Source organism: Spirosoma sp. 48-14 (genome assembly GCF_001898575.1).
Taxonomy (GTDB): Bacteria; Bacteroidota; Bacteroidia; order Cytophagales; family Spirosomataceae; genus Spirosoma.
Genome location: NZ_MKUD01000009.1, coordinates 278,695 through 303,322, shown reverse-complemented (window position 1 = coordinate 303,322; position 24,628 = coordinate 278,695). Strand labels below are relative to the sequence as shown.

The following is a 24,628-nucleotide window of genomic DNA, read 5'->3' as shown; positions in this document are numbered from 1 at the left end:
TTCACCTGATTCTCATCTATTATAGTGATGGCCGATCGTCCTGCACGTCGTATTCCTGTTCTGTACTTTGCTTTTATGCTCAGCGTACTCATTAGCTGGGGTTGGTACATGAGTACACAGAGTGATGTGAGTTTTCTGGCGCGTCGGTGGGCAGCTGCGTTGACCATGGTATTTGGCTCATTTATTGCCGGGTCGAGCCCTGAAGGTAGCGCAGCTATTTCGTACCCCGTGTTTACGTTACTGCTGAAGATTCCGCCACCCGTAGCCCGTAACTTCTCTTTTGCGATTCAAAGCATTGGGATGACTTCGGCCTCTCTGCTCATTCTGGGGCTGCGCGTTCGGGTAGACTGGAACTACATCCGATTCGTAACCATCGGGGGAATCGTGGGCCTGATTTTTGGCACGTATTATGTCGTTCCGCTGATTTCGCCGGTTGCGGCCAAACTGTTTTTCGTATCTCTCTGGCTTAGTTTTGGCATCACACTCTGGCGGGAGAATCGTAATCCATCCCGTATCGTTTTCGACGCTATTCCTGACTTTCAGGCAGCCGATCAGGTTCGACTAATCGCGTTTGGCCTGGTGGGCGGGGTTATTTCATCGATTTTTGGGACAGGGATCAACATCTTTACGTTTTGTCTGGTCACGATTTATTACCGGCTGAACGAAAAAGTAGCGACGCCTTCCTCTGTACTGATCATGACTATCGAGACGTTGCTGGGCTTTTTTCTACACGCAGGCATTCTCCACGACTTTAGCCGGGAATCATTTGAATTGTGGTTGACCTGCATTCCGGTAGTGGTATTTTTTGCGCCCCTGGGAGCCTTTGTGATTACTCGTCTGGCCCGACCCATTATTGCCCGGTTGCTGTACATAATCTTGTTTGTTCAATTTATTGGCGCACTAATTGTAATTCGACCTTCGGCACCTCAGTGGGGCTTGTGTTTACTTACTCTGGCGGCCGGTTTAGGCTTGTTTGCCTATATCGCCCGCTTACAACGCCATTCTGTTACCTAATTTTTTACGATTATGACTGTTTTACCTACCGAACCCGTTGGCAGCGTACCCCGCCCGGCCTACTTGCAGGAAGCGATGACCGCTTTTGCCAATGCGCAGATTTCTCAGCAGGAACTGGATCGTCTAACCAATCAGGCGCTTCAGGAAACCATTGCTGCTCTCGAACAAACAGGGTCGCCGGTTATTACCGATGGCGAGCAGGCTAAACCCAGTTTTGCCACCTATCCAATTACGGGCCTGGAGGGGTTGCAGCCAAACGGCGTTGTTATTCCCTTTGCCGATGGCCATACCCGTCAGTTGCCGGTTATTTCGAAAGGTCCATTCCACTATACAACAACGGCTGATACCTATTTGAAACGGGCCAAAACGTTTACGAATCGGCCCATTAAGCAAGCCGTCATTGCCGTTTCAGCACTCAGTTTGCTTTATCCACAGGATGGAATCGACGGCTATAGTCAGGAATCCTTTTTAGCCGATCTGGTCAACGAAGCCGAAAAAGAAATCCGAAACTGTTTGGATGCCGGAGCCTATAACGTTCAGATTGACTTTACAGAAGGAAGGCTGGCGCTTAAATTAGACCCCAGCAAACAGTTATTGCAGGCTTTTATCGACCTGAACAATCAGGTTTTGGCCCGTTTTAGCCCGGAAGAGCAGGCTCGAATCGGTGTTCACTCCTGCCCCGGAGGTGACCATGATTCAACGCACAGTGCTGATATTAGTTATGATGACCTGCTGCCTGCTTTGTTTGATCTGAAAGCGGGTAATTTTTACCTGGAATATGCGGCTGAAAAAAATAAACCGGGCGTTCTGGCGGCTATTAAAGCCAACCTCAAACCGAATCAGCGCGTTTTCCTGGGTGTTACCAACGTGCTGGACCCTCAGGTAGAAACCGCCGAGCAAATCCGGGATTTAATTTTGGAAGCCGCTCAAACTATACCCGTTAATCAATTAGGTACGACTGACGATTGTGGGTTTTCGCCTTTTGCCGATGATGTATCAACCGCTCGTGATATTGCGTTTGCCAAAATCAAGGCCCGGATCGAAGGTACTGCTCTTGCGGAGAAGGCACTGGGCTGATATCAGTATACGGCAAAGTGCTTACTGGCTAACTGCCAGTGTTTTAGAATAGAAATTAGCTAGTAGAAGACTGGTTACCTCAGTCAACTTCTTAGGTAACCAGCCTCTTAATTTATATCAACGTTTATATCATACGAATTTCCTGTTGAGAACAGTTGTCGCCATCGGTCTATTCAGTCTACTACTGTGCCACATCCTGGCTCATGTGCTGGTTATATGGATGATTGGCTGGCAGGAAGAAGGCGATTTGGCCAGTCGATTAAGAGTGTATCGGTCGGTCGATAGTCTGGTTGAATTTTATATTCCTCTCAACAATCCCGGTACCGAAGGGGAGTTGACGACCCACCCAGACGAGGGGTTTGTTTACCATGCCAGCTACTACGATATTATTCATCAGGAAATTCAACATGATACGCTGCTCATTGTAGGGCTTGCCAAAAAAAAGAACTCGTTCTGGCAAGGCGATCTGCTGGATTTTATTAAACATCAATTTGGGGATGATTCGACAAATGCACCCCAGAAAACGAATCATCTTCTTAAACTCTTAGTAAAAGAGTACTACCAGGGCGTTCGACTCGTCGTTCAGTTCAATCATTCTTCCTGGCGGGAGCCTGTTTCGATTTCTGGCTTTGCTGCACCCCTGTCAACCTTATTCCTGCCTGTCCATTCGCCCCCGCCAGAAGTCTGAGCGATCTCTTCACATGAGCTAATCCAGCAGAGTATGTAACTGTTGCTGGACATTTCTGTCTGCGTATAAACCAGACGGTAGGGACACCTATGCCCGATTGATTCCTGAATCAGGCGAACTAATCGGCTGGGTTAATCTCCATAAACTCATTGATCCGTTCAGACATTCCGCGTCCATACTGTGTAATGGATGCCCAATCGCTTATACATGTTGAAAAAATTAATTTATCTCCTGATTGGGGCAGGGGCTCTAATGGCTATGGTAGCCGGGCTGAAATCAAGCTCCAAATCGCATGAGGAAATGGTCAAACTCCTCAAGAAAGCCAACTATCGATTCCGGGACTATCGCAATGATTTTAGCCCTGAATCTCAGCTTGCTCATGTTGACTCCATGATCGATGGTTTTAGGGCTAGTGAAACCGAACTGTACCTGAAGGCGACGATCTTACTCAAGCTGGGTGAAGAAGAAAAAGCCATTCCCCTGCTGGAAACGATTACCCAACAACTGGGTACTGCTAATCCACGCGCGTCGCAAATTGCCATGGGTGAGCTGGCGTTAGCCTATCTGAGGTTAGGTGAAAAGGCCAACTGCCGGAACAACCACTCGGCGGAGTCATGTATTCTGCCCATCCGGGGAAATGGTATCCATACGATTCAGACGGGCTCAAAAAAGGCTATTGAGCTATTTGAAACCATACTGAAGCAAACACCAGATGATGTGGAATCGCGCTGGCTGCTCAATCTGGCTTACATGACGTTGGGGAAATATCCGAAGGATGTACCTAAAAGCTGGCTGATTCCCAATATGGCCGATACCACCAAGAAAACCACCGCGTTTCAGGATATTGCTCATTCGCTAAAGCTCGATGTCAATAACATGGCTGGTGGCGTCATTATTGAAGATTTCGATCGGGACGGTTACCTCGACATCGCCCTGTCGTCTTGGGGACTGGACGAACCCATGCATTATTATAAAAACAATGCAGATGGCACTTTTAGTGACCGCTCGGAACAATCAGGGCTCAAGCAACTCACTGGCGGCCTGAATATGATGCAAACAGACTACAATAACGATGGCTTCCCCGATATTTTCGTGCTCCGGGGTGCCTGGCAGGGCCAGTTTGGCGAGCAGCCTAATTCACTGCTGAGAAATAACGGCGATGGTACGTTTACCGATGTGACAACCGTCAGTGGGTTATTGTCCTTTCATCCGACGCAAACAGCCACCTGGACCGATGTGAATAACGATGGATGGCTGGATGTATTTATCGGTAATGAAACTCCCAGCTTGTTTCGCAACCAGGGTAAAAGCCATCCTTGCGAACTCTTTGTGAACAATCAGGATGGTACGTTTACGGAAGTAGCTCAGCAGGCCAACTGCGCAATTGTAGGCTTTGTAAAGGGCGTTACGTCGGCCGATTATAATCATGATGGCTGGCAGGATCTGTTTGTTTCTACGATGGATGGGAACCGATACCTGTTGAAAAATAAAGGTCTGCGGTCGAAAATGCCTTCGTTTGAGGATGTAACGGTAAGCGCAGGGCTCAACGACGAATCGTTCGGTAGTTTCACCACCTGGTTCTGGGACTACGACAACGATGGCTGGCAGGATATTTTTGTGTGTAATTATACCTTCCAGAAATCGCTGGCTCACTACGAAGCGGCTGAAGCTCTGAAGCTGCCGATTGGCCATAATGGCATGATCTATCTCTATCGAAACAACCACGACGGTACCTTCACCAATGTGTCGAACGAAGCAAATGTTCAGAAAACGGCATTCTCGATGGGCGGTAATTTTGGTGACATTAACAATGACGGGTTTCTGGATATGTATCTGGGCACAGGAAATCCGAACTACCGTTCACTGGTTCCCAACAAGTTGTTCCTGAATCAGCAGGGGAAAACATTTGATGATGTAACAGCATCGTCCCGGATGGGCCACCTGCAAAAAGGACATGGGGTATCGTTTGCCGATCTGGATAACGATGGCGACCAGGATGTTTACATAGAGATGGGGGGAGCTTACGTGGGCGATAGGTATCCCAGCGCCCTGTATCTGAATCCGGGTCAGAGCGCCAACAACTGGATTTGTCTTAATTTACAAGGATCAACGACCAACCGACTGGCAATCGGGTCGCAGGTTAAGCTAACATTTCGGGAAAACGGTGTTCAACGGAGTGTGTACCGGGAGGTGAATTCAGGGGGAAGCTTCGGAGCCTCTCCACTCCGGCGGGAAATTGGCATCGGCCAAGCTACCCTGATCGATAAGATTGAAATCCGCTGGCAGGGGACTAAAACGGTGCAGGTGTTTCAAAACGTTCGGCCCAACCAATTTCTACGGATCACGGAAGGCAGTACTAAGCTGGAACCGGTTGCACTTAAACCCCTTCGATTTTCGGCTGATCAATCGCCTATATGTCGTCCTGCGGTAGCGTTTGCCGGACTTCCTGGAAAATGACCACTGGTTGGTCCGAAAATGGGTGCCGTTTTTAAATCGATGCAAACAACGAACCCCACTGGTAAAACCGGTGGGGTTCGTTGCTTAATCCTTCGCAAGTTGATAAGATTATTTAGTCCAGGGCAACTGGTTTACTTTACGGCCAATGGCATAGCCCATCCGGAGGCCTTCTTCGCAATCCATCCGATAATGAACCCCCAGTAATACACGCGAGTAGGCATTTTCCTGCGCCATTTCATAGAAGCTATTGAAGCTTCTGGGAGCACCGTTAAATTCAGTTCTTCCCTCATGACACCGATCAGTCATGGCATAGGATGCCCCATAAATGTCGGTAAGAACTTCGGCAGCAGCGGCACCAAAGCACGAATGACCTGACGGATAAGCCGGAAACGGAGGTGTTACGCCAACCATAATACTGATTGGATTATTCAGCCGCGTTCGCCAGGTCGGATCGATAGTCCGCTGGATGTATGTAATCGGTCGTTCAACGTTATAGATGTATTTGGAATTCCAGCAGGCTACCCCTACATCGCTGAGGCCCATACCCACCTTGGCAAACGTGTACACTGCTTTATCGAGCGGGACTTTATCCTTCCGAATTACCTCGCTAGCCACTGCAATCCAGCGGGCGGCAGGCTCAAACGTTAACTGATAGATATCGTCGCTCCAGAACTCCCCAATCCATTTCTCGTCATTGGTCAGGGGAGTCGTAGCCGTATAAATTTCCAGACCCTGCGCAAACAGCGTCGATTTGATGTTCGTGCTGTAATTCAAGGGCTCTTTGGCTATTTTGTCGGTTTCGCTGGCAACAAACGTCCTGACTTTGCCCCAGTAAGGTAGCAATGCCCGGCTATAATCTGGGGCGGTAGGCTGCCATTTCCCGGGGCCCGTTGGCGGGACATAATCGGCTGGCTGGTTGCGCAGATAGGCCCCATCGCCAGCCACATCGGTTTTAGCGTAGGCTATCACGGCGGTAGCAACGTCCTGGCCGAACTTTTTGGATCGACTGATGTCATCGCTACTCCCCGTGCCGACGGCTAGTTTAGTATGTAATGAGTCAATTTTAGCCTTGTCCTTGTCTGATACATGCGGGAAGAAACCTTTCATCATCAGGTAATAAGATTCGTTTAGGGCTACATCCCACTGGTACGTTTTTCCCGCTTCGGGTTTGGGGATACTAAGACCAGAAAATTTGTAGGCTACAGACTGGTAATTGGCTGAGCCAGGGACGACCGTTTCATAAGCCGCTAGCCCGATATAGGCCAGCGCTCGGGCGGCTACGGGTGGGCGATAGCCAGGCGCATACCGATCAACAAGTAAAAACAAATCCATCCATTGTAAAGATACGGAGGCATCGATAGTCGATCCGGTGGATACGGGCGCTACGTCTTGCTTGGGCGATTGGCAGGCTAAGGCTATAGCGGCAAAGAAACCGATAAAACAATAGGATATAGCCTTTCTGATACGAAAGGTGGGCTTTGTTAACAGATGTATAAATGCATTCATAGCTTTCTGGAATCTAGCATGAAAGGGAAATGAGGATGCTACTACACAGGTAGGTACGTAGCGAAATAGGGCTAAGTATGGCCCGAATCGATATAGTGAATAGCGTGAGCTGAGCCATAAGCCAGCTATCCGAAAGTCGCTGTCGCGTCAGGTCGAAATCTGGTTTATGCACAACCGTTCATACCCTGAAGAAGCGTCAATAATTTATCAGGACATCGCAGAGGGCGTCCAGAATAAATTACAACTGTACTTGCTACAGGTTGTGAAATGGCTAGGTAAACGACAAATGAATAATAGCGTAGAGCGCCAGTCTGGTAAAGCCAATGGCGACAGGTTTTGTAGATAGATATGCCTCAAGACATGGCTAATTTTCTAGGCCGTCTCTGGCAATTCTATCTACCGCTAGTAATCCTGTTCGCTCAGACTTCTGGAGGAGGGGAATGTACGGGTAAGGCACGAGCAAGCAGCAGACATGGTCTGTTGGGTATCCGAATGGCTTCGTGCCAATGAGGAGGAATAAAGCTAAAAACGGCCTGTTGGGCAGGCGAGTATTCTTTTAGTAGGAGTTTTAGGAATTGATTTGCCTTTTGTTGCGGTTGGCTGGCCTCATGGATATGCTCGTTCAAGAAGGAAAGTAAATCATCTTGCCATAACGAATGGCTTTTCAATTCGAGACCTACTATGGAGAGCTGATCGCCATGAAGTTCGACACTCACCACCGAATAATAGTGTCCGTTATAGGTGAAGCCGTCGGAAGTCGTGCGGGTGATGTCGTTGAGTTCAAGGTTATTCGCTAGAGAAATCTGGAATTCTACCAGGCTATCTACAGATCGATAGACCAAAAGCCGCTTCGACAAATCGTTTTCTGCCTGCCACCAACTGGTCACCGCCACCAGCATATACGCAAGTGTGTAACAACCCAGTAAGGTGACAAGACCGATGGAGATGACTTTTTTCACGAAAGCAGTTTTCTTCAGCTCTATAAAATCTTATAAATCATAAACAAGATTTATGCCATTAGTAACTATTAAAGCGAGAGTGAAAAGAAAAATAGGGGCTTAATAATACCCCGACAGGCGTGTTGAATGGACAATAGTGCCTACAGGGGACTAAGTATACTACTCGATCGAAACCTGATTAAGCAACGGGCTTATTATATTCTCCGTTTACGGTTCTGGCCGATAGCAGACCTGTTTCATCGGGCATTGAGGGGTTCAGCCTGAAAGGAGTAGGTCTTTTTAGCAGGGATGCAACTTGCTGTATAGAGTTTCGGTTAACGATAGCGGTAGCTTTTAAACCCGTGTGTCGCTATGAACATAAGCCTCAATTATTTGCAGGAAACATTTAAAGGGCAGTTTGAATATGCTTTGCTTGATGAGCTGGCTAAAGTTGGCCAGCAGAAAATTGTTCCGGCAGGAGAGTATCTGATCCGTCCGGGCGAATACATCCGGTCTGTTCCAATAATTATTCGGGGTTCGGTTAAAATTATGCGCCCCGATCAGGAAGGCCGCGAAGCGTTGCTCTATTATCTGGGCGGTCTGGATGCCTGTGCTATGTCGCTTACCTGCTGCCTGGGTAGCCGACGCAGTGAAATTACGGCTGTAGCCGAGGAGGAAACCGAACTGATTGCCATACCTGTCGATAAAGTAGACGAGTGGCTATGTCGCTATTCAACCTGGAAGCAATTTGTTTTTCAAACCTACCAGAAACGATTCGATAACCTGCTTACCACTATCGACGAGGTTACGTTTCATAAACTGGACGAGCGGCTACTGACCTATCTTCAGAAAAAAATGCAGAGCTGTCAATGCCGTGAATTGACGATCACGCACGAAGAAATTGCGAATGAGTTAGCGACCTCTCGCGAAGTAATTTCGCGGTTGCTCAAACAACTCGAAAAAATGAATAAACTAAAGTTGCAACGGGGGAAAATTGAGATGGTGGGCGCTTGAACATCGTTCGTCTCCCATTTAAACGGACTATGTAACAATTATCACGGAAAGCCTTCTGACCATGTGGTTGCTTTGCCTAAAAGTTTGACGGGCATGACCACTATTCAACTGATTGGCTTTTCTGCATCCATTTTCATTGGCATCAGCCTCGGGCTGATTGGAGGAGGAGGGAGTATCCTGACACTTCCCGTTCTGGTATACATGATGGGGATCAACCCCGTTCTGTCTACAGCCTATTCCCTGTTTGTCGTTGGCACTACATCGCTGGTTGGTTCGGTTAATTACATGCGAAAAGAGCAGGTTAATTACCGGGCGGCCTTTGTTTTTGCCATACCTTCCTTTCTGGCTGTTTTCTTAACCCGCAAATACCTGGTTCCAGCCATTCCCGATCCGGTATTTACCACGGGAAGTTTTGCCCTTAGCCGGAATGTAGCCATCATGCTTTTTTTTGCTCTGGTTATGCTGGCGGCTTCGGTGTCGATGATTCGAGACAAAAAAAAGGAAACCAGTGCTGAAACGGACGCCGTACAGTTCAACTTACCCCTGATTGCTCTCGAAGGGGCACTGGTAGGTACGTTGACGGGAATTGTGGGCGCTGGGGGTGGGTTTCTGATTATTCCGGCGCTGGTGTTGTTGGCGCGACTGCCCATGAAAATGGCGGTTGGAACCTCGTTGCTGATCATTGCTGCCAAATCATTAATCGGGTTTCTGGGCGATTTGTCCAACATGCAGGTCGACTGGCCGTTCTTACTCGAATTCACGGCTCTGTCGGTAGTAGGCATTTTTGTGGGGTCTTATCTGTCGCGGTATGTGCCGGGTGAGAAACTTAAAAAGGCCTTTGGCTGGTTTGTACTCATGATGGGTGTTTATATCATGGCTAAGGAACTGCTTTTTTAATCGACTCAATCTAATCTCTATTCGTCAATCACCAATGACCATGAACATAGAACAGATTTATACAGGTTGCCTCGCGCAAGGGGCTTATTATATTGAAAGCCAGGGCGAAGTAGCCATTATTGATCCACTCCGGGAAGTGAAACCGTATATCGAACGGGCCGAACGGGCAGGGGCTACCATTAAATATGTGCTGGAAACCCATTTCCACGCCGACTTCGTGTCGGGGCACCTCGATCTGGCCAAACAAACCGGCGCTGCTATCGTTTACGGCCCCAACGCCAAAACCGGCTTTAAAGCCTACATTGCTCAGGATGGAGAAGAGCTGCCCTTGGGAAATGTGAAAATTCGAGTGTTGCATACACCAGGACATACGATGGAATCGACCTGTTATCTGCTGGTCGATGAGCAGGGCCACGAAAAGGCCTTGTTCAGTGGCGATACACTGTTTATTGGGGATGTCGGTCGCCCCGACCTGGCGCAGAAATCAGACCTGACCATGAACGATCTGGCGGGCTATCTCTTCGACTCACTCCGTACCAAAATCATGACCCTGCCCAACGATGTGATCGTGTATCCGGCGCATGGGGCTGGTTCGGCCTGTGGCAAAAACATGAGCAAGGAAACCACCGACACGCTAGGGAATCAGAAACTATTCAACTATGCGCTTCGGGCTACCATGACCCGCGACGAATTTATTAAGGAGGTAACCGATGGGCTACTGGCCCCCCCGAAATATTTTCCGCAAAACGTGATGATGAATAAACAAGGCTACGAAAGCATCGATACCGTATTGGACCGGGGAGCGCAACCGCTTAGCCCGGAAGCCTTCGAAGCGGCTGCCAACGAAACGGGAGCGGTGGTACTCGATGTGCGTTCGGCGCAGGTGTTTGCGAAAGGTTTTATTCCCAACTCGATCAACATTGGACTGGGTGGGCAGTTTGCACCCTGGGTAGGGGCTCTGGTTCCCGATGTTCGGCAGGAGCTTTTACTGGTGTGTGAACCCGGTACCGAACAGGAAACCCTGACCCGGCTGGCTCGTGTGGGATACGATCAGGTACTAGGGTATCTGGAAGGTGGCTTTAGCAGTTGGGCATCCAGTGGTAAAGAAGTGGATACGATCGCATCGATTTCGGCCAATGAACTGGCTGATCGACTCGAACAGGGGCCTATTCCGGTTATCGATGTTCGGAAGCCTGGTGAGTTTACCGCCGAACATATCGACGGTGCTAAGAACGTTCCACTCGATTACATCAGCGAGCATATGGCCGAGTTTCCTAAAAACGAGCCATTCTATGTTCATTGTGCAGGGGGCTATCGGTCAATGATGGCGGCCTCTATCCTGAAATCGCGCGGGTACGATAACGTGATCGATGTGGCGGGGGGCTTCGGGGCTATTCAGAAAAGTGGGCGCATCAACACGACTGATTACGTTTGCCCAAGCACCCTGAAAAAAGATTGATTGCCCATTTTGATAAAATCCTGTACATCCTGTGAATCCTGTCAAAAAACTTTTTCGACAGGATTCACAGGATGTACAGGATTTATGCACTTACCAGAATCAGCTTCCTGTGTAACAATTATCACAGATTCCGGTAAAATGATCGGCTACTTTTGAGGAGTCATTGATCGCCAGCCACTGAACGGCCCGATCAGACATATAAACTCGACACGGCCATGGTAAAGGGAAGCAAACTTTATAGCATTCTTTTCAATAAATGCCCACGCTGCCAGGAAGGCGATTTTTTTGTGAGCAAAAGCGCCTATAACCTGAAACAGTTCGACAAAATGCACGAGGAGTGTAGCCATTGTCACTTGCGGTATTCGCCGGAGCCGGGCTTTTTTACCGGAGCCATGTATGTGAGCTATGCCTACTACGTAGCTTTTATCATCAGCTCATTTGTCCTCTTTTATGCCATACTGGATATCAATCTGGATTATTATCTGGTTGTCCTGCTGCCATCGCTCGTTATTCTGACTCCTTTCTTCTTTCGGCTTGCCCGACGAACCTGGATTAATTTTTTTGTGAACTATCGACCCGAAATAGCCAAACCAGAGGCAAACCCGGTGAAGGCAACAGCTCATTCGAAAATGTTGCCATAACGTCGATGCCTACCTCCAGCCCGAATTCGCTTACGGCTGGAGGTAGGTATTTGGATCACGGATGAATAATGGCCCAGCCTTGCTGCTGACGGATAATCAGTTCGCCATTGCCGCTGGGCGTGTAGCCAATAAACGGTAACATTTCGTCCTTACTGATTTTGCGTTCCCGTAAGGTATTCTCACACTGAGCCAGCACAACGCCCTGTTTTTGCAGGTCTAGTAAGGTTTGTTCAAACGGGCTGCCTTTTTTCAGGGCTACCACACCACCACCATGTACGACGAGTTCGACCTCCAGTTTGCCTTTCAGCCGGGCGTCGTCCAGCGCATTCTGAATGTTTTTCAGGGTAGCTTTAATTTTTGATTCATCGTCGGTATTCAACTGATATACCACCTGATAGGTTGATCTGGTAGCTTTGGCACCCCGGAAATCAGGCTGCGCTACAACCGATTGAGCCAGAAACAGGACGAATGCAGTCAGGCCAATTGACAGATAATTCATAAGCGTATTGACGTAATAAAATGGATAACTATGACTTGCCAGTAAACTTCACGAAAGTATAGCACATAATCAGTTCGTTATGTGATTTTTATCACGGAAGCAGCGGTACAGAAACCCGTACTTAGCTAAAAAAAGAAGGCTATGAAAAAGAACATGGGTTCCGCTGATCGAATCATTCGGGTTATTGTTGCCGTTGTATTGATTGCCCTGTTTGCAACCAATGTACTGACGGGTACGTGGGGAATGATCACTTTAGTCGTTGCTGGGATATTTATCGCTACCAGCCTGGTTAGTACCTGTCCGTTGTATCTGCCGTTTGGCATCCGAACCAATCGAATCCGAAAGCACGCTAATTGAGAGGAACGAATGGAAACCTTATTAAAAAACTGGGATGTCATGCGGCTGGTCCGGTTGGTAGCTGGAATCCTGATTATCGGGAGTGCCCTTGTCGACCGTCAGCCTTTACTGGGGCTTATGGGTGGTATACTGCTGCTGCAGAGTCTGCTGAACGTAGGCTGTAGTGCGGCTGGTTGTGGTATGCCCCGACAAACGCATTCGACTGATGTCAAGGCCGATAAAACGCTGGACGAGATACCGTATGAAGAAGTACATTAACCGATGGCAGTGGATAGGGGCCTTGCTGGGTGCTGTGGCTGGGTTTGTGTACTGGCGTGAAGTTGGCTGTTTGACTGGCCATTGCCCTATTCAGTCGCACTGGCAGTCCATGAGCATCTGGGGGGCAGTCACCGGATTATTGCTGGGCGATATGCTCCATCAACTTGGCCAAAAACTGATGAATACCTATGGAAACGCAGAAAAAAGAAACGTTTAATGATATTATCAAGGGCAACACGCCCGTACTGGTCGATTTCTCTGCCGAATGGTGCGGTCCCTGCAAAATGATGGGCCCCATTCTGAAAGAGTTTGCCGAACACATGGGCGATCGGGTTCGGGTTCTGAAAATCGACGTCGACCAAAGCCCGGCTGCTGCCAGTACGTATCGGATTCAGGGCGTACCAACGCTGATTCTGTTTCGAAAGGGGCAGGTTGTTTGGCGGCAATCGGGAGTTATCGAAGCCCGGCAACTGGAGTATGTAGTGAATCAGCTCGAAACAAATCATGTATAGCCAGGAGTTTTGGAATGCTCGCTACCAGGACCCGGCTTATATCTATGGAGTTGAGCCCAATGCGTTTTTTAAAGAATGCCTGGATGCTCTGAATCCAGGACGGCTCTTGTTGCCTGCCGAGGGCGAAGGGCGCAATGCCGTTTATGCTGCTCGTATGGGCTGGGCCGTCGATGCCTTTGATCAGAGTATAATAGCTCGTGAAAAAGCCTTGCAGTTGGCAGCAGAGGCCTGTACCACCATTCACTACGAAACTAGTACACTACAGGCATTTTCGGCACCAGCCAACACATACGATCTGGTTGGGCTGATTTATGCGCATGTCCCGTCGGCTGAACGACGGCAGGTTCATCAACAACTGGTTTTAACTTTAAAACCATCGGGCTATCTGGTGCTGGAAGCTTTTCATAAAGACCAGTTGGGGCGGGGATCGGGCGGCCCTAAAGACCCGGATATGCTGTACAGCCAAGCCGATTTGCTGGACGACTTTAGTGAATTGGAAATTCTGAAAATTGAAGAAACCTACGTTGACCTCCACGAAGGAGCGTATCACAATGGCTTAGCCTGTGTAGTTCGGCTAATGGCCCGAAAAAGGTAATTGATTGCCCACTTTTCTTAACTTAAACGGAGACGACGCCACGGACTGAACCCGTGGCGTTCGTGTTTGTAACGACATTCTGAAAACGAGGGCTGCTGAACGGGCTTTGTGACTATTGTTACGGAGTTTGTCATCCGAGGGCCAGACCTTTGCCTGAAACTTGATTAATCCGTTGAAAGGTACTGGTACGTGGTGTTTTGCGCACAACGTAAAGCGTCTTTGATTCGGTCAATGTATGCAAGCTAAAGATCCTTTCAACCAAACGATACGGTCTCTTCAACGTACCTTACTTATATTAGCCGGGTTGCTGGTTATTACGGTTATTGCTACCGCTATGCTGATCGCATTCCAGGTTGGCTGGATCGATGCATCGGCAAACAGGGAGGAGCCGGTGGCCTCGTCCGGTAGTTCATCAACCACCCTACCCGTGAAGGCGGAGGAGCCGCTTTGGCAGGCACCATCCGAGGCAAAGATTGCTGCGCTTTCCAATGGCGACCTGATCCGCTATGGTAAAGAGTTGATCGCCAATACGGCTCTGTATCTGGGACCTATGGGTACGGTAACGCATGCATCGAACGGAATGAACTGTCAGAACTGCCATCTGGACGCGGGTACAAAGCCCTGGGGAAACAACTACAGTGCAGTGGCATCGACTTATCCAAAATTTCGGGCACGTTCGGGCAGGATCGAAACCATCGTGAAGCGGGTAAACGATTGCTTTGAACGCAGCCTGAATGGTAAAGGTCTCGACAGTAATAGCCGGGAAATGAAAGCCATTGTCGCCTATATCCAGTTTCTGGGTGATGACGTTCCTAAAGGTAAAAACCCTGCCAGATCAGGTATCTGGAAAGTACCGTATCTCGACCGTGCTGCCATTCCCGAAAAAGGCAAGCTGACTTATGAACAGAAATGTGTGAGTTGTCATGGCACTACGGGGCAGGGCGTTGCCAAACCCGATGGGGTGGGCTATACTTTTCCACCGCTTTGGGGGGCGCATAGCTACAATCAGGGAGCCGGGCTGTTCCGTCTTTCACGACTGGCGGGTTACATAAAAGCTAATATGCCGCTGGGTGCCAGTTGGGATAAGCCGCAATTGAGCGACGAAGAAGCCTGGGACCTTGCCGCCTTCATCAATTCGATGCCCCGATCGGCTAAAGATTTACGCAACGACTGGCCCAACATAGCCAGCAAGCCCGTCGATCATCCGTTTGGCCCCTACGCCGATTCGTTTTCCGAAAAACAGCATAAGTTTGGTCCGTTTAAACCCATTGAGGCTTACAAAAAGAGCCATGCCGAATCGAAATAGGAACTTTGGGGTGTTGGTACAATTAACTGCACGTTATGATGGATAGAGCACCTGACACAGGTAAAGGGCACCGGGTGGTGTTTCAGTTTGTTTCGCCCGACGATGCTTCGCAGAAAGCCCTAATCAGTAATCTGAAAAACCTGTTGGCCATATGGCCCGAGGCCGAAGTTGAAGTTGTGGTTCATGGCCCTGGTATTGACCTGATTACGGCCAGTGAGACACGCTACGCGCAGCCTTTGCAACAATTTGTTGACCATCATGTGGTTCGGATTGTGGTGTGTGAGAATAGCCTGCGTAGTAAACAGTTGACATTGGATGATATGCTGCCCTCCGTCGAAACGGTTCCCGTAGCCATCATCGAACTTATTCTGAAACAGGAGCAGGGCTGGGCGTATATAAAGGCTGGGGTATAAAGTTCGGTACAGTTGTTATTGTTATCTTCGAAACAGTCGGATTACCTTTTTTAACCAGTTGAGTCGGTGAACCCGCCACCGGATTACCGGGGGCGTAATGGCCTTGAATTCCTGACCTGTTTCGGTAGGTATTGCGCTGGATTTTGGGATGGCAAGTACCTGCGATGCATACAGGCTACGATGGCCCGACATCAGAAAGCTAATAACGCAGGATATGGCTGCATAGGGGGCAATCTCGGCTCCAAACAGTTCGATGGCTAAAATACTACAGGCAATGGGCGTGTTGGCCGCACCAGCCAGCAGACTGACAAAACCAATAGCGGCAAAGGTTGAATGGTCTGCTCCAATCACGTCGGCGTAGAAACTGCCCGCTGTGGCTCCAATAAATAAAGTGGGGGTAATGACACTTCCACTCCGACTGATGGTTAGTGTGATGATAGTAAAGAGCGCTTTGAGTAGAAAGGTGTAAGGCTTGACGGGGTGCCCTTCTATCGCATTTTCCATCAAATTAAGCCCCAGCCCCAGGTAATCGCGCGAAAATAAAAGCGTCAGACCAACCAGTACCATACCACCCAGGAGCCCTTTCCACGGTCGCCAGATCGGAATGGAATTTACAGCCGACGTACTGGACTGGATGGACCGGATCAGCACGTAGGCACATAGCCCAAAGAGAAGGCCTCCACCCAGCAGTTGCAGAAAGAATCCCCGCCCGAAAGCCGGAACAAACTGAAGTGGATAGTAGAAAAAAGTGACGCCAAGGGCCGAGGAGATCTGATAGGCCGTGATCGACGCTACGAAAGCGGGCAGCAACACATCATAAAAAATAACCCCGACGGCCAGCACTTCAATACCGAACAAGGCACCCGCTATGGGCGCCCCAAACACACAGGAGAAACCGGCACAAAAGCCACAGAGCACCATTTTTCGCCGGTCTATATCGTCGACCCGGAAGAGGTTGGCGCAAAGACTGCCCAAACCAGCTCCGATCTGAGCACAGGGACTTTCTTTACCGGCCGAGCCACCCGTAGCCAGAATCAGAATGACATTAATGACTTTAGTGGGTACAAAGCTTGCTTCCATTTTACCAAAATTTCGGTTAATGGCTGCAATCAGGGCGTCGGTGCCAACGTGTTACTTCAGGACGAACTGGCTGAGTAGGTTAGCGACAAAAAAACTGAGTGGCAGCCAGTAAAACACGTACTGGTAGTGATTGCTCTGCTCAATCACATAATGAATGAACCGGATAAAGCCCGAAGCCGCCAAACCCGTCAGACAGCCGATCAGCACCGACAGGATGACCCACTTAAGGACACTAAACAACAGAACCAGTTCTTCATGGATGCGCATGCTCGTTTAACCCGTTTGTGGCTGATGTGTTACGACAAACCGTTTTGCTAAAAACAGCTTTTGTGATGCTGACGAAGGAAGCATCTTCGGAGATAACCTTTCATCTGGCCGCCGAAGATACTTCGGTGTCAGCATCACAAAAATGGTAGACAATCATTGCCTTTAACCAACCCTATGTAACAATTATCACGGAAAACGGGCGATTCCCTGAGGAGTTTTGTGAAATCATTCAACAGAACATAGGGCATGATCGGACGTTTACTGGCTCTGGGATTGATGGCGATGCTAACGACCAACGGGTCGGCGGCATGGGCCAATCAGCCTGATACGCTGACCGCCAAACAGCAACGCTGGCTTGGGCGCGAGCGTTTTCCTATTCGCGCCCGGTCGTTTTTTATGGCAACGGATAATCAGGGCGACTTAAGCGATGCCTATGCGTGGGGGGTTGGGGTAGGGCTTGGGTATCAGACCCCCCGACTTTTCAACCACCTGACCGTAGGCGGAACGGTGTTTTTCAGCAAGAACCTGCTCTCGTCCGATCTGGCGGCCCGCGATTCGCAAACGGGACAACCTAATCGCTACGAAATTGGCTTGTTTGATGGGCAAAATCCGGGCAATCATGCGATGCTTAGTCGGCTCGAAGAACTATATGCGCAGTATGTGTTCGGCAAAAAATCGTGGGTTACGGTTGGCCGTCAGCTACCCCGCAGTCCGTTTATTAATCCGCAGGATGGCCGTATGTCGCCCACGTTTGTAGAGGGCATTGTGCTGGAATGGAACGAGCGGCCCAACACCCAGATCCATGCCGAATACCTGACCCGAATCGCTCCCCGCTCGACCCTGGGCTGGTACACAATTGGCGAAAGTATGGGTCTGTATCCGGTTGGTGTCGATGCAACGGGTAAGGCCTCACAGTATGCCGGAAACACGCAGTCGGCGGGTATTACGCAACTGGCTATAACCCAGAAAGTCGGCAAAGTAGTACTTCAGCTTTGGGATACGCATGTACAGAATATTTTCAATATGATTTACGCCCGAGCCGACATGGGCATTCCAGCCGGAAAAAAGCGACAGGTTGTGGCTGGTCTTCAACTGGCTCGTCAATGGGCGGTTGGGAACGGGGGAAACGACGAATCGGCCAAAGCTTACGACCAGCCCGGTAATCGCTCGCTGATTTTTTCGGGGCGGGTTGGCTACCAGACTACCCGCTGGACTTCTTACCTGAATGCAACGCGCATCACGGCCGAAGGGCGCTACCTGATGCCCCGCGAGTGGGGTCGTGACCCGTTTTATACATTTCTGATGCGGGAAAAAAACGAAGGATTTGGCGACCTGACCGCCGTGAATACCAACCTCTTCTTTACACCGACCAGCCGCATTAAAGCCGAAGCAAGTTTTGGGTACTATCGGTTACCTGATGTAAAAAACAGTGTCTTAAACAAGTATGGAATGCCTTCCTATACGCAAACCAATTTAAGTTTTACCTACCGTTCCGGTAATTTTCCGAACAGTTGGGATGTTCAACTGTTGTGGGTACTCAAAACCGACGTTGGCAATACCTACGACAACAACCGCTACGTCTATAACCGGGTAGGTATGCACCAGATCAATTTAATTCTCAACTATCGCTTATAAATCAATTCATGGAGTTTATCGACCTTATCCGTAAGCCCTGGCCCTGGTATGTGGCCGGGCCACTGATCGGCCTCACAGTTCCGACGCTGTTACTCATCGGAAACAAATCGTTCGGTATTTCGTCGTCGCTTCGGCACTTATGCGCGGCCTGTCTGCCTGCTAATATTCCGTTTTTTCAATACAACTGGAAAAAGGAGATTTGGAATCTGTTTTTTGTAGCGGGCACCGTACTCGGCGGCTTTCTGGCGACCCATTTTCTGGAAAACCCCGATGCGTTCCAACTGTCGGCTGCTACCGTCACCGAGCTGAAGGCACTAGGGATCCGGGACTTTTCGGGCCTGATGCCCGCCGATTTATTCGATACGGCCAATCTGTTCACGCTAAAAGGACTGGTATTTTTTGTGTTCGGTGGATTTCTGGTTGGTTTCGGTACGCGTTGGGCGGGGGGGTGTACATCGGGCCATGCCATTATGGGCCTGTCGAACCTGCAATGGCCGTCGCTGGTAGCTACCTGCTGCTTTATGGTAGGTGGTTTTACCATGACGCACTTGATTCTACCTCATCTGATGAAATTGTTTTAACGATATGGGCTTTATGCCCTCCTAAAAAAATCATGCAAAATACAGTAAGCCCAGATGCGTTGGTGTGCGATGCGCCCAACGATATGAAAAAAGCTGAGAGTGGTCTCGCCAATCTCAAGTACCTGGTTGTCGGGGTTTTATTCGGCATTGTGTTTGTAAAAGCGGAAATCATTTCCTGGTTTCGTATTCAGGAAATGTTTCGGCTGCAGAGCTTCCATATGTACGGAGTCATTGGCTCGGCGGTGGTTGTCGGGATGGTTTCGGTATGGCTCATCAAACGGTTCGATATAAAAACGCTCTCGGGCGAACGGGTTGAGTTTCATCCCAAAACATTCAATAAAGGCCAGATTTACGGAGGGCTGTTGTTTGGGTTGGGTTGGGCCATTACGGGGGCTTGTCCGGGCCCCTTATTTGCCCAGATTGGCAGCGGTTATGTTGTTGTCATTGCGACTTTGCTGAGTGCCGTTGCGGGTACATGGGTATATGGCTATCTGCGCGAAAAATTGCCTCATTAAAACCAGGATCATAGGAGCTGATTGCCCGTTTTGAAGGATAGTTTAGGAGCGGCAGTATGTAACAATTGTCACATACTGCCGCTTTTTATTGTGCCATTTTTAGGAAAAACTTAACTATTCCTAAAAATGGCTACTCATTTTCAAGTACTGGTTGTAGGTGGGGGCAACGCTGGTTTGTCGGCGGCTGCTCAATTGCTTCATAAAGATTCATCCTTACGGCTGGGCATTATCGAGCCTTCAGCCAAACATTATTACCAACCCGCCTGGACACTTGTGGGCGCGGGGCAATTTGCCATTCAGGATACCGAAAAAAATGAACAGGATTACATCCCCGATGGGGCCGAGTGGATTCGGGACGCTGTAGCTACTTTTCAGCCCGCGCAAAATCAGGTAACCTGCCAAAGCGGAGCCACTTATACCTACGAATCGCTGGTAGTAGTGCCGGGAATTCAGTTGGACTGGGCCAAAATTAAAGGCTTCAGCGAAACACTGGGTAAAAATCAGGTGTCGAGCAATTACTCGTTCCAGACGGCCCCATACACCTGGGAGCTAATCCGAAATTTTAAAGGCGGTGTAGCCGTCTTTACCAACCCTGCCACACCCGTCAAATGCGGAGGAGCTCCTCACAAGATCATGTACCTGGCCTGTGACTACTGGCGTAAAAATGGAGTGCTTGACAAAACCGAAGTTCATTACATATCGGGAGCTGGGGCCATTTTCGCCGTGAAAGAGTTTGCCCAGACGCTCGAAAGGCTCCTTAAGCGGTACCGGATCAAAACCCACTTTCTCCAGAATGTTACGGAAGTAGATGGCCCAAATCACATGATCTATTTTGAGGGCAAAGATGCCGATGGAAATGTGCAGAAGCAGTCAATCCGGTTCGATATGGCCCACATCACCCCGCCCCAGTCGGCCCCCGATTTCATCAAAAGAAGCCCGTTGGCCGATCCGACGCAACCGCTGGGCTGGGTTGAGGTCAATAAATTTACGTTTCAGCACACACGCTTTCCCACTGTGTTTGCCTGTGGAGATGTGAGCAATGCTCCTACCTCCAAAACGGGAGCTGCCATCCGCAAACAGGCACCTGTCATGGTCGATCATATACTGGCACGGCTACACAAAACCCAGTCCAGTGCTCAGTACGACGGGTATACGGCCTGCCCCATCCCGACCGAATACGGCAAACTGATGCTGGCCGAATTCGACTATACGAACAAGCCTAAAATGACATTCCCGTTCGATCAGGCCGTGCCCCGCTGGACCATGTGGCTGCTGAAAAAATACATGCTCCCCTGGCTCTACTGGCACCGAATCCTGACCGGAAAAGCCTGAAAAGCTGACGATAATCATCCGGTCTTTGTAACATACATCACAGAAGCAGCCTCGCCTTTCAGCCAATTTTGATGCATCCATTTAATCATCAAAATGCCATGAACGTAGAGCAAATTTATACTGGCTGTCTGGCTGAGGCTGCGTATTACATTGAGAGCGACGGCGAAGCGGCCATCATCGATCCCCTTCGTGAAACCAAACCGTACATTGAACGGGCGGCTGCCGATGGGGCCACGATTAAATACATTTTTGAAACACATTTCCACGCCGATTTCGTATCGGGCCATCTCGATCTATCAGCCAAAACCGATGCCACCATCGTTTTCGGCCCAACGGCCCAACCCGGTTATACGGCGCATGTGGCCAAAGATGGCGAAGAGTTTTCGATAGGGAACGTGAAAATTCGGGTACTCCACACGCCGGGGCATACGATGGAGTCGTCGACGTTTTTGCTGATCGATGAGAATGGAAAAGAGACTGCCATTTTTACGGGTGATACACTATTCATAGGCGATGTGGGTCGCCCTGATCTGGCGGTTAAGAGCAATCTCACGCGCGAAGATCTGGCGGGGTATCTGTATGATAGCCTGCATACGAAAATCCTGACTCTACCCGACGATGTGATTGTTTACCCAGGGCATGGGGCTGGCTCGGCCTGTGGTAAGAACATGAGCAAAGAAACCATCGACACACTGGGGAATCAGAAACGGTTCAATTACGCCCTGCGGGCTCGCTCGAAAGAGGAATTTGTGAAGGAAGTCACCACCGGCCTGATGCCCCCTCCGCAATACTTCCCGAAAAATGCCGTGCTCAATAAGATGGGGTATGGGCAGGTCGATGAGGTGCTTCAACAGGGCACTCAGGCGCTGTCGCCAGCCGCGTTCGAAACCGCTGCCAATGAGGTTGGGGCTTTGATGATCGATGTGCGTGCTGCCCAGGAGTTTGCGAAAGGCTTTATTCCGAATTCGATCAATATTGGTCTGGAAGGGCAGTTTGCCGGGTGGGTTGGTACATTGGTTCCCGATCTGAAACAACCTATTCTGCTCATTGCGCCCGAGGGGAAAGCCGAAGAAGCCGTACTTCGACTGGCACGGGTAGGCTACGATAATTGCATTGGCTATCTCCAGGGTGGGTTTGCCGCCTGGCAGGAGGAGGGCCGGGCGGTAGACACGATTACCTCCATTTCGGCCGATACGTTTGCTGAATGCTACGAACAGAATCCAGATGTACCCATACTGGACGTTCGACGGAAAAGCGAATTTGAGTCAGAGCATATTGTCGGTGCTGAGAACCTGCCGCTTGATTACCTGAACGATAACATGGCTCGAATCGACCGCCGTAAAACGTATTACGTTCACTGTGCAGGTGGCTATCGGTCGATGGTGGCCATCTCGATTCTGAAAGCACGGGGGTTCACAAATCTGGTCGATGTAGCCGGTGGTTTTGGAGCCATCAAGAAGACCGGGAAGCTGCCGCTTACTGATTACGTTTGCCCAACTACACTTCTTTAATAACCAGTATACCCCTGAGCTTGTCGGCTCGTGCTCGATACAAACCGCATGAGCAGACAAGCTTACTTTTCACTAATTACTATTATGGAAACTCATGACTATACCGTAAATCTGGACTGGCAATATGCTCGTCTGGGCCGACTCAGTTCAGCCGATTTGACCGAAACGATTGAGGTAGCTACTCCCCCCGAATTTCCGAAGGGGATGCCAGGAATCTGGTCGCCCGAGCATTTGCTGGTAGCCGCCGTATCAAGCTGTTTTATGACTACGTTTCTGGCGATTGCTGAAAACTCAAAACTAAATTTTGAGGATTTCGACTGTCGTGCCATTGGTAAGCTCGAAAACGTAGAGAATAAACTGTTGATTAGCGAAATAAAGCTGTTCCCCCATGTTCTGCTCAATCATGAAGGCGATGTAGAAAAAGCCCAGCGTGTGCTTCAAAAGACAGAACAAGCCTGCCTCATTACCAACTCGGTTAAGTCGAACGTGACTATGGAGCCTAAGGTTCAGGTTTCGATTCAGGTATATGATTGATAGGTGGGTATAGTGCTGCATCAATCGCGAGGGCGCAATAGACGCAAAGAGTTTTTCTCCTTTGCGTCTATTGCGCCCTCGCAGTTAAACAAAATTCAGTACAGCTGCTATTCCAGATTTCGCCAGCTACCGGCATCGTGTAGATTAGTTACACCATGACTGGCCAATAATGCTTTGGCGCGTGCACTTCGCATGCCCGACGCACAACAGACAACAATTGGTTTCTGGTAGCCTTTAATCTTGTTCAGCTTTGCTTCAAGCTGGTCTAATGGAATATTTACAGCGCCCTTGGCATGACCTCCGGCAAATTCGCCAGCCGAACGGACATCAACAATAACGGCACCCTGTTCCAGCACGTCTTTGAGCCCATCATTCGCTGAGCTGCCAAATACGGATTTCAATAAATTTATCATGGTTATTAATGGCTATACTTGATGATGTGAAGTTCGGGAGTGTCAGTTGGTAGTTACGTGATAATTATCACGTAGCGAGGAATTTGTTACGTGTTATGAGCTACTTGTTCAGATACGCATGACCAGAACGGGCTTTTTTGAATGATTAAGCACATCTTCGGCTACACTGCCCGATAGCAAATGCCGAAGTCCTGTATACCCGTGAGTAAACAGAACGATCAGGTCGGCATTGACCTCTTCGGCATAGTTGATAATGCCATCAGGGATGTTTCGGGCCTGCCGAACGGCAAAATCGAAATCGGCGATGTTTTGTGAACGGGCAAATTCACTGACCCAATCATGAACGCCCTCCGGCACATGGTTATCCAAAGGCGTGGTCACATACAGAAATTGATGCAGGCCCTGTTTCCCCATCTGGAACGGGTAATGCTGGGCTACTTTCAGTCGGTCGTCGATGTCAATGCCACATACAATGGTTTCGGGCTGGAAATGGGCAATGGGTTCCTTTACAATCAGCACCGGGCATTTGGCATGCCGGACAATAGCTTCGGCATTGGAACCAACCAGCCATTCTTCCAGCCCTGTAGCCCCTTCCGATGTCATCACGATCAGATCGGCCGACTGCTCGGTAATGTTATGAACCAGGCCCTCGCCATTGGTTAGTAAGACAGGCACAATGGTAATGCCTTTGTAGGTCTCGTTGGCAGCCAGACGCTCCAGCGTGGTTCGGGCTGCCTGCTCAATGGCCTGACACTCCTCCAGCGTTCGGTTTACGGCAATCGTGGCCGCTTCGGCATAGGCAGGTACGGGCAACGGGTATACCACCGAATGAACGAGCTGTATGGTGGCCCCGGATGTTCGGGCAATATCAACGGCTACAGACAGAGCACTATCGGTTTCGGTACTTAAATCGCATGGGACAACAATCGTGTTCATACTCATTGGTTGTTTGAGGTACGCACCAAAACAACGGCGACGGGGGCAGATTTGTACTGATCGGTGAGGGGTAATGCGCTGATTTTCATCACTGATAATAATCACTCGATTGCCTGACGACGCTCTGTATATACTTTCTGAATAGGCTGTAGTTTTGGCTAACCTAAACTCAGTGAGGGACCTAATCGTAAGG

General features: G+C 49.4%; 28 protein-coding genes. 21 read left to right on the top strand and 7 right to left on the bottom strand.

Annotated elements, in window-relative coordinates; genetic code table 11:
- The first annotated feature begins 27 nt into the window (after positions 1 to 27).
- The 4 genes from BGO59_RS08055 to BGO59_RS08040 all read left to right on the top strand — a co-directional run bounded on the left by BGO59_RS08055 (position 28) and on the right by BGO59_RS08040 (position 5,236).
- Entirely contained in the window at positions 28 to 1,014 is a 987-nt protein-coding gene (locus BGO59_RS08055) for a sulfite exporter TauE/SafE family protein (protein WP_293682993.1), read from the top strand.
- A gap of 12 nt (positions 1,015 to 1,026) precedes the next feature.
- Positions 1,027 to 2,091, top strand: coding sequence for a cobalamin-independent methionine synthase II family protein (locus tag BGO59_RS08050; protein ID WP_293682991.1), 1,065 nt, complete (start codon positions 1,027 to 1,029; stop codon positions 2,089 to 2,091).
- 145 nt (positions 2,092 to 2,236) lie between these two features.
- On the top strand, positions 2,237 to 2,779 hold the full coding sequence (locus BGO59_RS08045) for a hypothetical protein (protein WP_293682989.1): 543 nt from the start codon (positions 2,237 to 2,239) through the stop codon (positions 2,777 to 2,779).
- Between the two features lie 207 nt (positions 2,780 to 2,986).
- On the top strand, positions 2,987 to 5,236 hold the full coding sequence (locus tag BGO59_RS08040; RefSeq protein ID WP_293682987.1) for a CRTAC1 family protein: 2,250 nt from the start codon (positions 2,987 to 2,989) through the stop codon (positions 5,234 to 5,236).
- A 108-nt stretch (positions 5,237 to 5,344) separates the two neighbouring features.
- Here BGO59_RS08040 and BGO59_RS08035 read toward each other — a convergent pair whose 3' ends face one another.
- Together BGO59_RS08035 and BGO59_RS08030 are read right to left on the bottom strand one after the other, a co-directional pair.
- Complete coding sequence (locus BGO59_RS08035) at positions 5,345 to 6,742, bottom strand: vanadium-dependent haloperoxidase (RefSeq protein ID WP_293682985.1); 1,398 nt, start codon at positions 6,740 to 6,742, stop codon at positions 5,345 to 5,347.
- Positions 6,743 to 7,161: 419 nt separating this feature from the next.
- Positions 7,162 to 7,701, bottom strand: a complete 540-nt coding sequence (locus tag BGO59_RS08030; protein WP_293682983.1) for a hypothetical protein — start codon at positions 7,699 to 7,701, stop codon at positions 7,162 to 7,164.
- A 351-nt stretch (positions 7,702 to 8,052) separates the two neighbouring features.
- On the opposite strand from BGO59_RS08030, the gene BGO59_RS08025 reads away from it, so the two are divergent.
- The 4 genes from BGO59_RS08025 to BGO59_RS08010 all read left to right on the top strand — a co-directional run bounded on the left by BGO59_RS08025 (position 8,053) and on the right by BGO59_RS08010 (position 11,691).
- Positions 8,053 to 8,694 (top strand): Crp/Fnr family transcriptional regulator, encoded by a 642-nt coding sequence (locus tag BGO59_RS08025; RefSeq protein ID WP_293682981.1) that lies wholly within the window; start codon positions 8,053 to 8,055, stop codon positions 8,692 to 8,694.
- 93 nt (positions 8,695 to 8,787) lie between these two features.
- Positions 8,788 to 9,591: a sulfite exporter TauE/SafE family protein gene (locus BGO59_RS08020; RefSeq protein WP_293682979.1), complete on the top strand. Its 804-nt coding sequence runs from the start codon at positions 8,788 to 8,790 to the stop codon at positions 9,589 to 9,591.
- A 40-nt stretch (positions 9,592 to 9,631) separates the two neighbouring features.
- Complete coding sequence (locus tag BGO59_RS08015) at positions 9,632 to 11,050, top strand: MBL fold metallo-hydrolase (RefSeq protein WP_293682977.1); 1,419 nt, start codon at positions 9,632 to 9,634, stop codon at positions 11,048 to 11,050.
- A gap of 215 nt (positions 11,051 to 11,265) precedes the next feature.
- On the top strand, positions 11,266 to 11,691 hold the full coding sequence (locus tag BGO59_RS08010; protein ID WP_293682975.1) for a DUF983 domain-containing protein: 426 nt from the start codon (positions 11,266 to 11,268) through the stop codon (positions 11,689 to 11,691).
- Between the two features lie 55 nt (positions 11,692 to 11,746).
- Here the strand turns inward: BGO59_RS08010 and BGO59_RS08005 are convergent, their stop codons facing one another.
- Entirely contained in the window at positions 11,747 to 12,190 is a 444-nt protein-coding gene (locus BGO59_RS08005; RefSeq protein ID WP_293682973.1) for a DsrE family protein, read from the bottom strand.
- Between the two features lie 141 nt (positions 12,191 to 12,331).
- Here BGO59_RS08005 and BGO59_RS08000 point away from each other — a divergent pair, with 141 nt between their 5' ends.
- The 7 genes from BGO59_RS08000 to BGO59_RS07970 all read left to right on the top strand — a co-directional run bounded on the left by BGO59_RS08000 (position 12,332) and on the right by BGO59_RS07970 (position 15,631).
- On the top strand, positions 12,332 to 12,547 hold the full coding sequence (locus BGO59_RS08000; RefSeq protein ID WP_293682971.1) for a DUF2892 domain-containing protein: 216 nt from the start codon (positions 12,332 to 12,334) through the stop codon (positions 12,545 to 12,547).
- A 9-nt stretch (positions 12,548 to 12,556) separates the two neighbouring features.
- A complete protein-coding gene (locus BGO59_RS07995; protein ID WP_293682969.1) occupies positions 12,557 to 12,805 on the top strand; it encodes a hypothetical protein in 249 nt (82 codons plus the stop codon).
- The gene (locus BGO59_RS07990; RefSeq protein WP_020597654.1) at positions 12,789 to 13,022 is read left to right on the top strand and encodes a hypothetical protein; all 234 of its coding nucleotides are present in this window, start codon (positions 12,789 to 12,791) and stop codon (positions 13,020 to 13,022) included. The genes BGO59_RS07995 and BGO59_RS07990 overlap by 17 nt, the downstream gene beginning before the upstream one ends.
- Positions 12,994 to 13,317: a thioredoxin gene (trxA, locus tag BGO59_RS07985; protein ID WP_293682964.1), complete on the top strand. Its 324-nt coding sequence runs from the start codon at positions 12,994 to 12,996 to the stop codon at positions 13,315 to 13,317. The genes BGO59_RS07990 and trxA overlap by 29 nt, the downstream gene beginning before the upstream one ends.
- Positions 13,310 to 13,912 (top strand): bifunctional 2-polyprenyl-6-hydroxyphenol methylase/3-demethylubiquinol 3-O-methyltransferase UbiG, encoded by a 603-nt coding sequence (locus BGO59_RS07980; RefSeq protein WP_293682962.1) that lies wholly within the window; start codon positions 13,310 to 13,312, stop codon positions 13,910 to 13,912. Before trxA ends, BGO59_RS07980 begins: the two co-directional genes overlap by 8 nt.
- A 235-nt stretch (positions 13,913 to 14,147) precedes the next feature.
- The gene (locus tag BGO59_RS07975) at positions 14,148 to 15,218 is read left to right on the top strand and encodes a c-type cytochrome (protein WP_293682960.1); all 1,071 of its coding nucleotides are present in this window, start codon (positions 14,148 to 14,150) and stop codon (positions 15,216 to 15,218) included.
- 35 nt (positions 15,219 to 15,253) lie between these two features.
- Complete coding sequence (locus BGO59_RS07970) at positions 15,254 to 15,631, top strand: DsrE family protein (protein ID WP_293682958.1); 378 nt, start codon at positions 15,254 to 15,256, stop codon at positions 15,629 to 15,631.
- A gap of 21 nt (positions 15,632 to 15,652) precedes the next feature.
- Here the strand turns inward: BGO59_RS07970 and BGO59_RS07965 are convergent, their stop codons facing one another.
- A complete protein-coding gene (locus tag BGO59_RS07965) occupies positions 15,653 to 16,744 on the bottom strand; it encodes a chloride channel protein (protein ID WP_293683143.1) in 1,092 nt (363 codons plus the stop codon).
- 18 nt (positions 16,745 to 16,762) lie between these two features.
- Positions 16,763 to 16,978: a hypothetical protein gene (locus BGO59_RS07960; RefSeq protein WP_293682956.1), complete on the bottom strand. Its 216-nt coding sequence runs from the start codon at positions 16,976 to 16,978 to the stop codon at positions 16,763 to 16,765.
- A 246-nt stretch (positions 16,979 to 17,224) separates the two neighbouring features.
- Between BGO59_RS07960 and BGO59_RS07955 the strand changes: the two genes are divergently transcribed.
- The 6 genes from BGO59_RS07955 to BGO59_RS07930 all read left to right on the top strand — a co-directional run bounded on the left by BGO59_RS07955 (position 17,225) and on the right by BGO59_RS07930 (position 23,086).
- On the top strand, positions 17,225 to 18,613 hold the full coding sequence (locus BGO59_RS07955) for an OprD family outer membrane porin (protein ID WP_293682954.1): 1,389 nt from the start codon (positions 17,225 to 17,227) through the stop codon (positions 18,611 to 18,613).
- 8 nt (positions 18,614 to 18,621) lie between these two features.
- On the top strand, positions 18,622 to 19,194 hold the full coding sequence (locus tag BGO59_RS07950) for a YeeE/YedE thiosulfate transporter family protein (RefSeq protein WP_293682952.1): 573 nt from the start codon (positions 18,622 to 18,624) through the stop codon (positions 19,192 to 19,194).
- A 32-nt stretch (positions 19,195 to 19,226) separates the two neighbouring features.
- Positions 19,227 to 19,709, top strand: coding sequence for a DUF6691 family protein (locus BGO59_RS07945; RefSeq protein ID WP_293682950.1), 483 nt, complete (start codon positions 19,227 to 19,229; stop codon positions 19,707 to 19,709).
- A 126-nt stretch (positions 19,710 to 19,835) separates the two neighbouring features.
- Positions 19,836 to 21,041, top strand: a complete 1,206-nt coding sequence (locus BGO59_RS07940) for an FAD/NAD(P)-binding oxidoreductase (protein ID WP_293682948.1) — start codon at positions 19,836 to 19,838, stop codon at positions 21,039 to 21,041.
- A 98-nt stretch (positions 21,042 to 21,139) separates the two neighbouring features.
- Positions 21,140 to 22,552, top strand: coding sequence for an MBL fold metallo-hydrolase (locus tag BGO59_RS07935; protein WP_293682946.1), 1,413 nt, complete (start codon positions 21,140 to 21,142; stop codon positions 22,550 to 22,552).
- Positions 22,553 to 22,636: 84 nt separating this feature from the next.
- Positions 22,637 to 23,086, top strand: a complete 450-nt coding sequence (locus BGO59_RS07930) for an OsmC family protein (RefSeq protein ID WP_293682944.1) — start codon at positions 22,637 to 22,639, stop codon at positions 23,084 to 23,086.
- A 107-nt stretch (positions 23,087 to 23,193) separates the two neighbouring features.
- Here BGO59_RS07930 and BGO59_RS07925 read toward each other — a convergent pair whose 3' ends face one another.
- Complete coding sequence (locus tag BGO59_RS07925) at positions 23,194 to 23,499, bottom strand: rhodanese-like domain-containing protein (protein WP_293682942.1); 306 nt, start codon at positions 23,497 to 23,499, stop codon at positions 23,194 to 23,196.
- Between the two features lie 108 nt (positions 23,500 to 23,607).
- On the bottom strand, positions 23,608 to 24,435 hold the full coding sequence (locus BGO59_RS07920) for a universal stress protein (RefSeq protein WP_293682940.1): 828 nt from the start codon (positions 24,433 to 24,435) through the stop codon (positions 23,608 to 23,610).
- Positions 24,436 to 24,628: the final 193 nt, after the last annotated feature.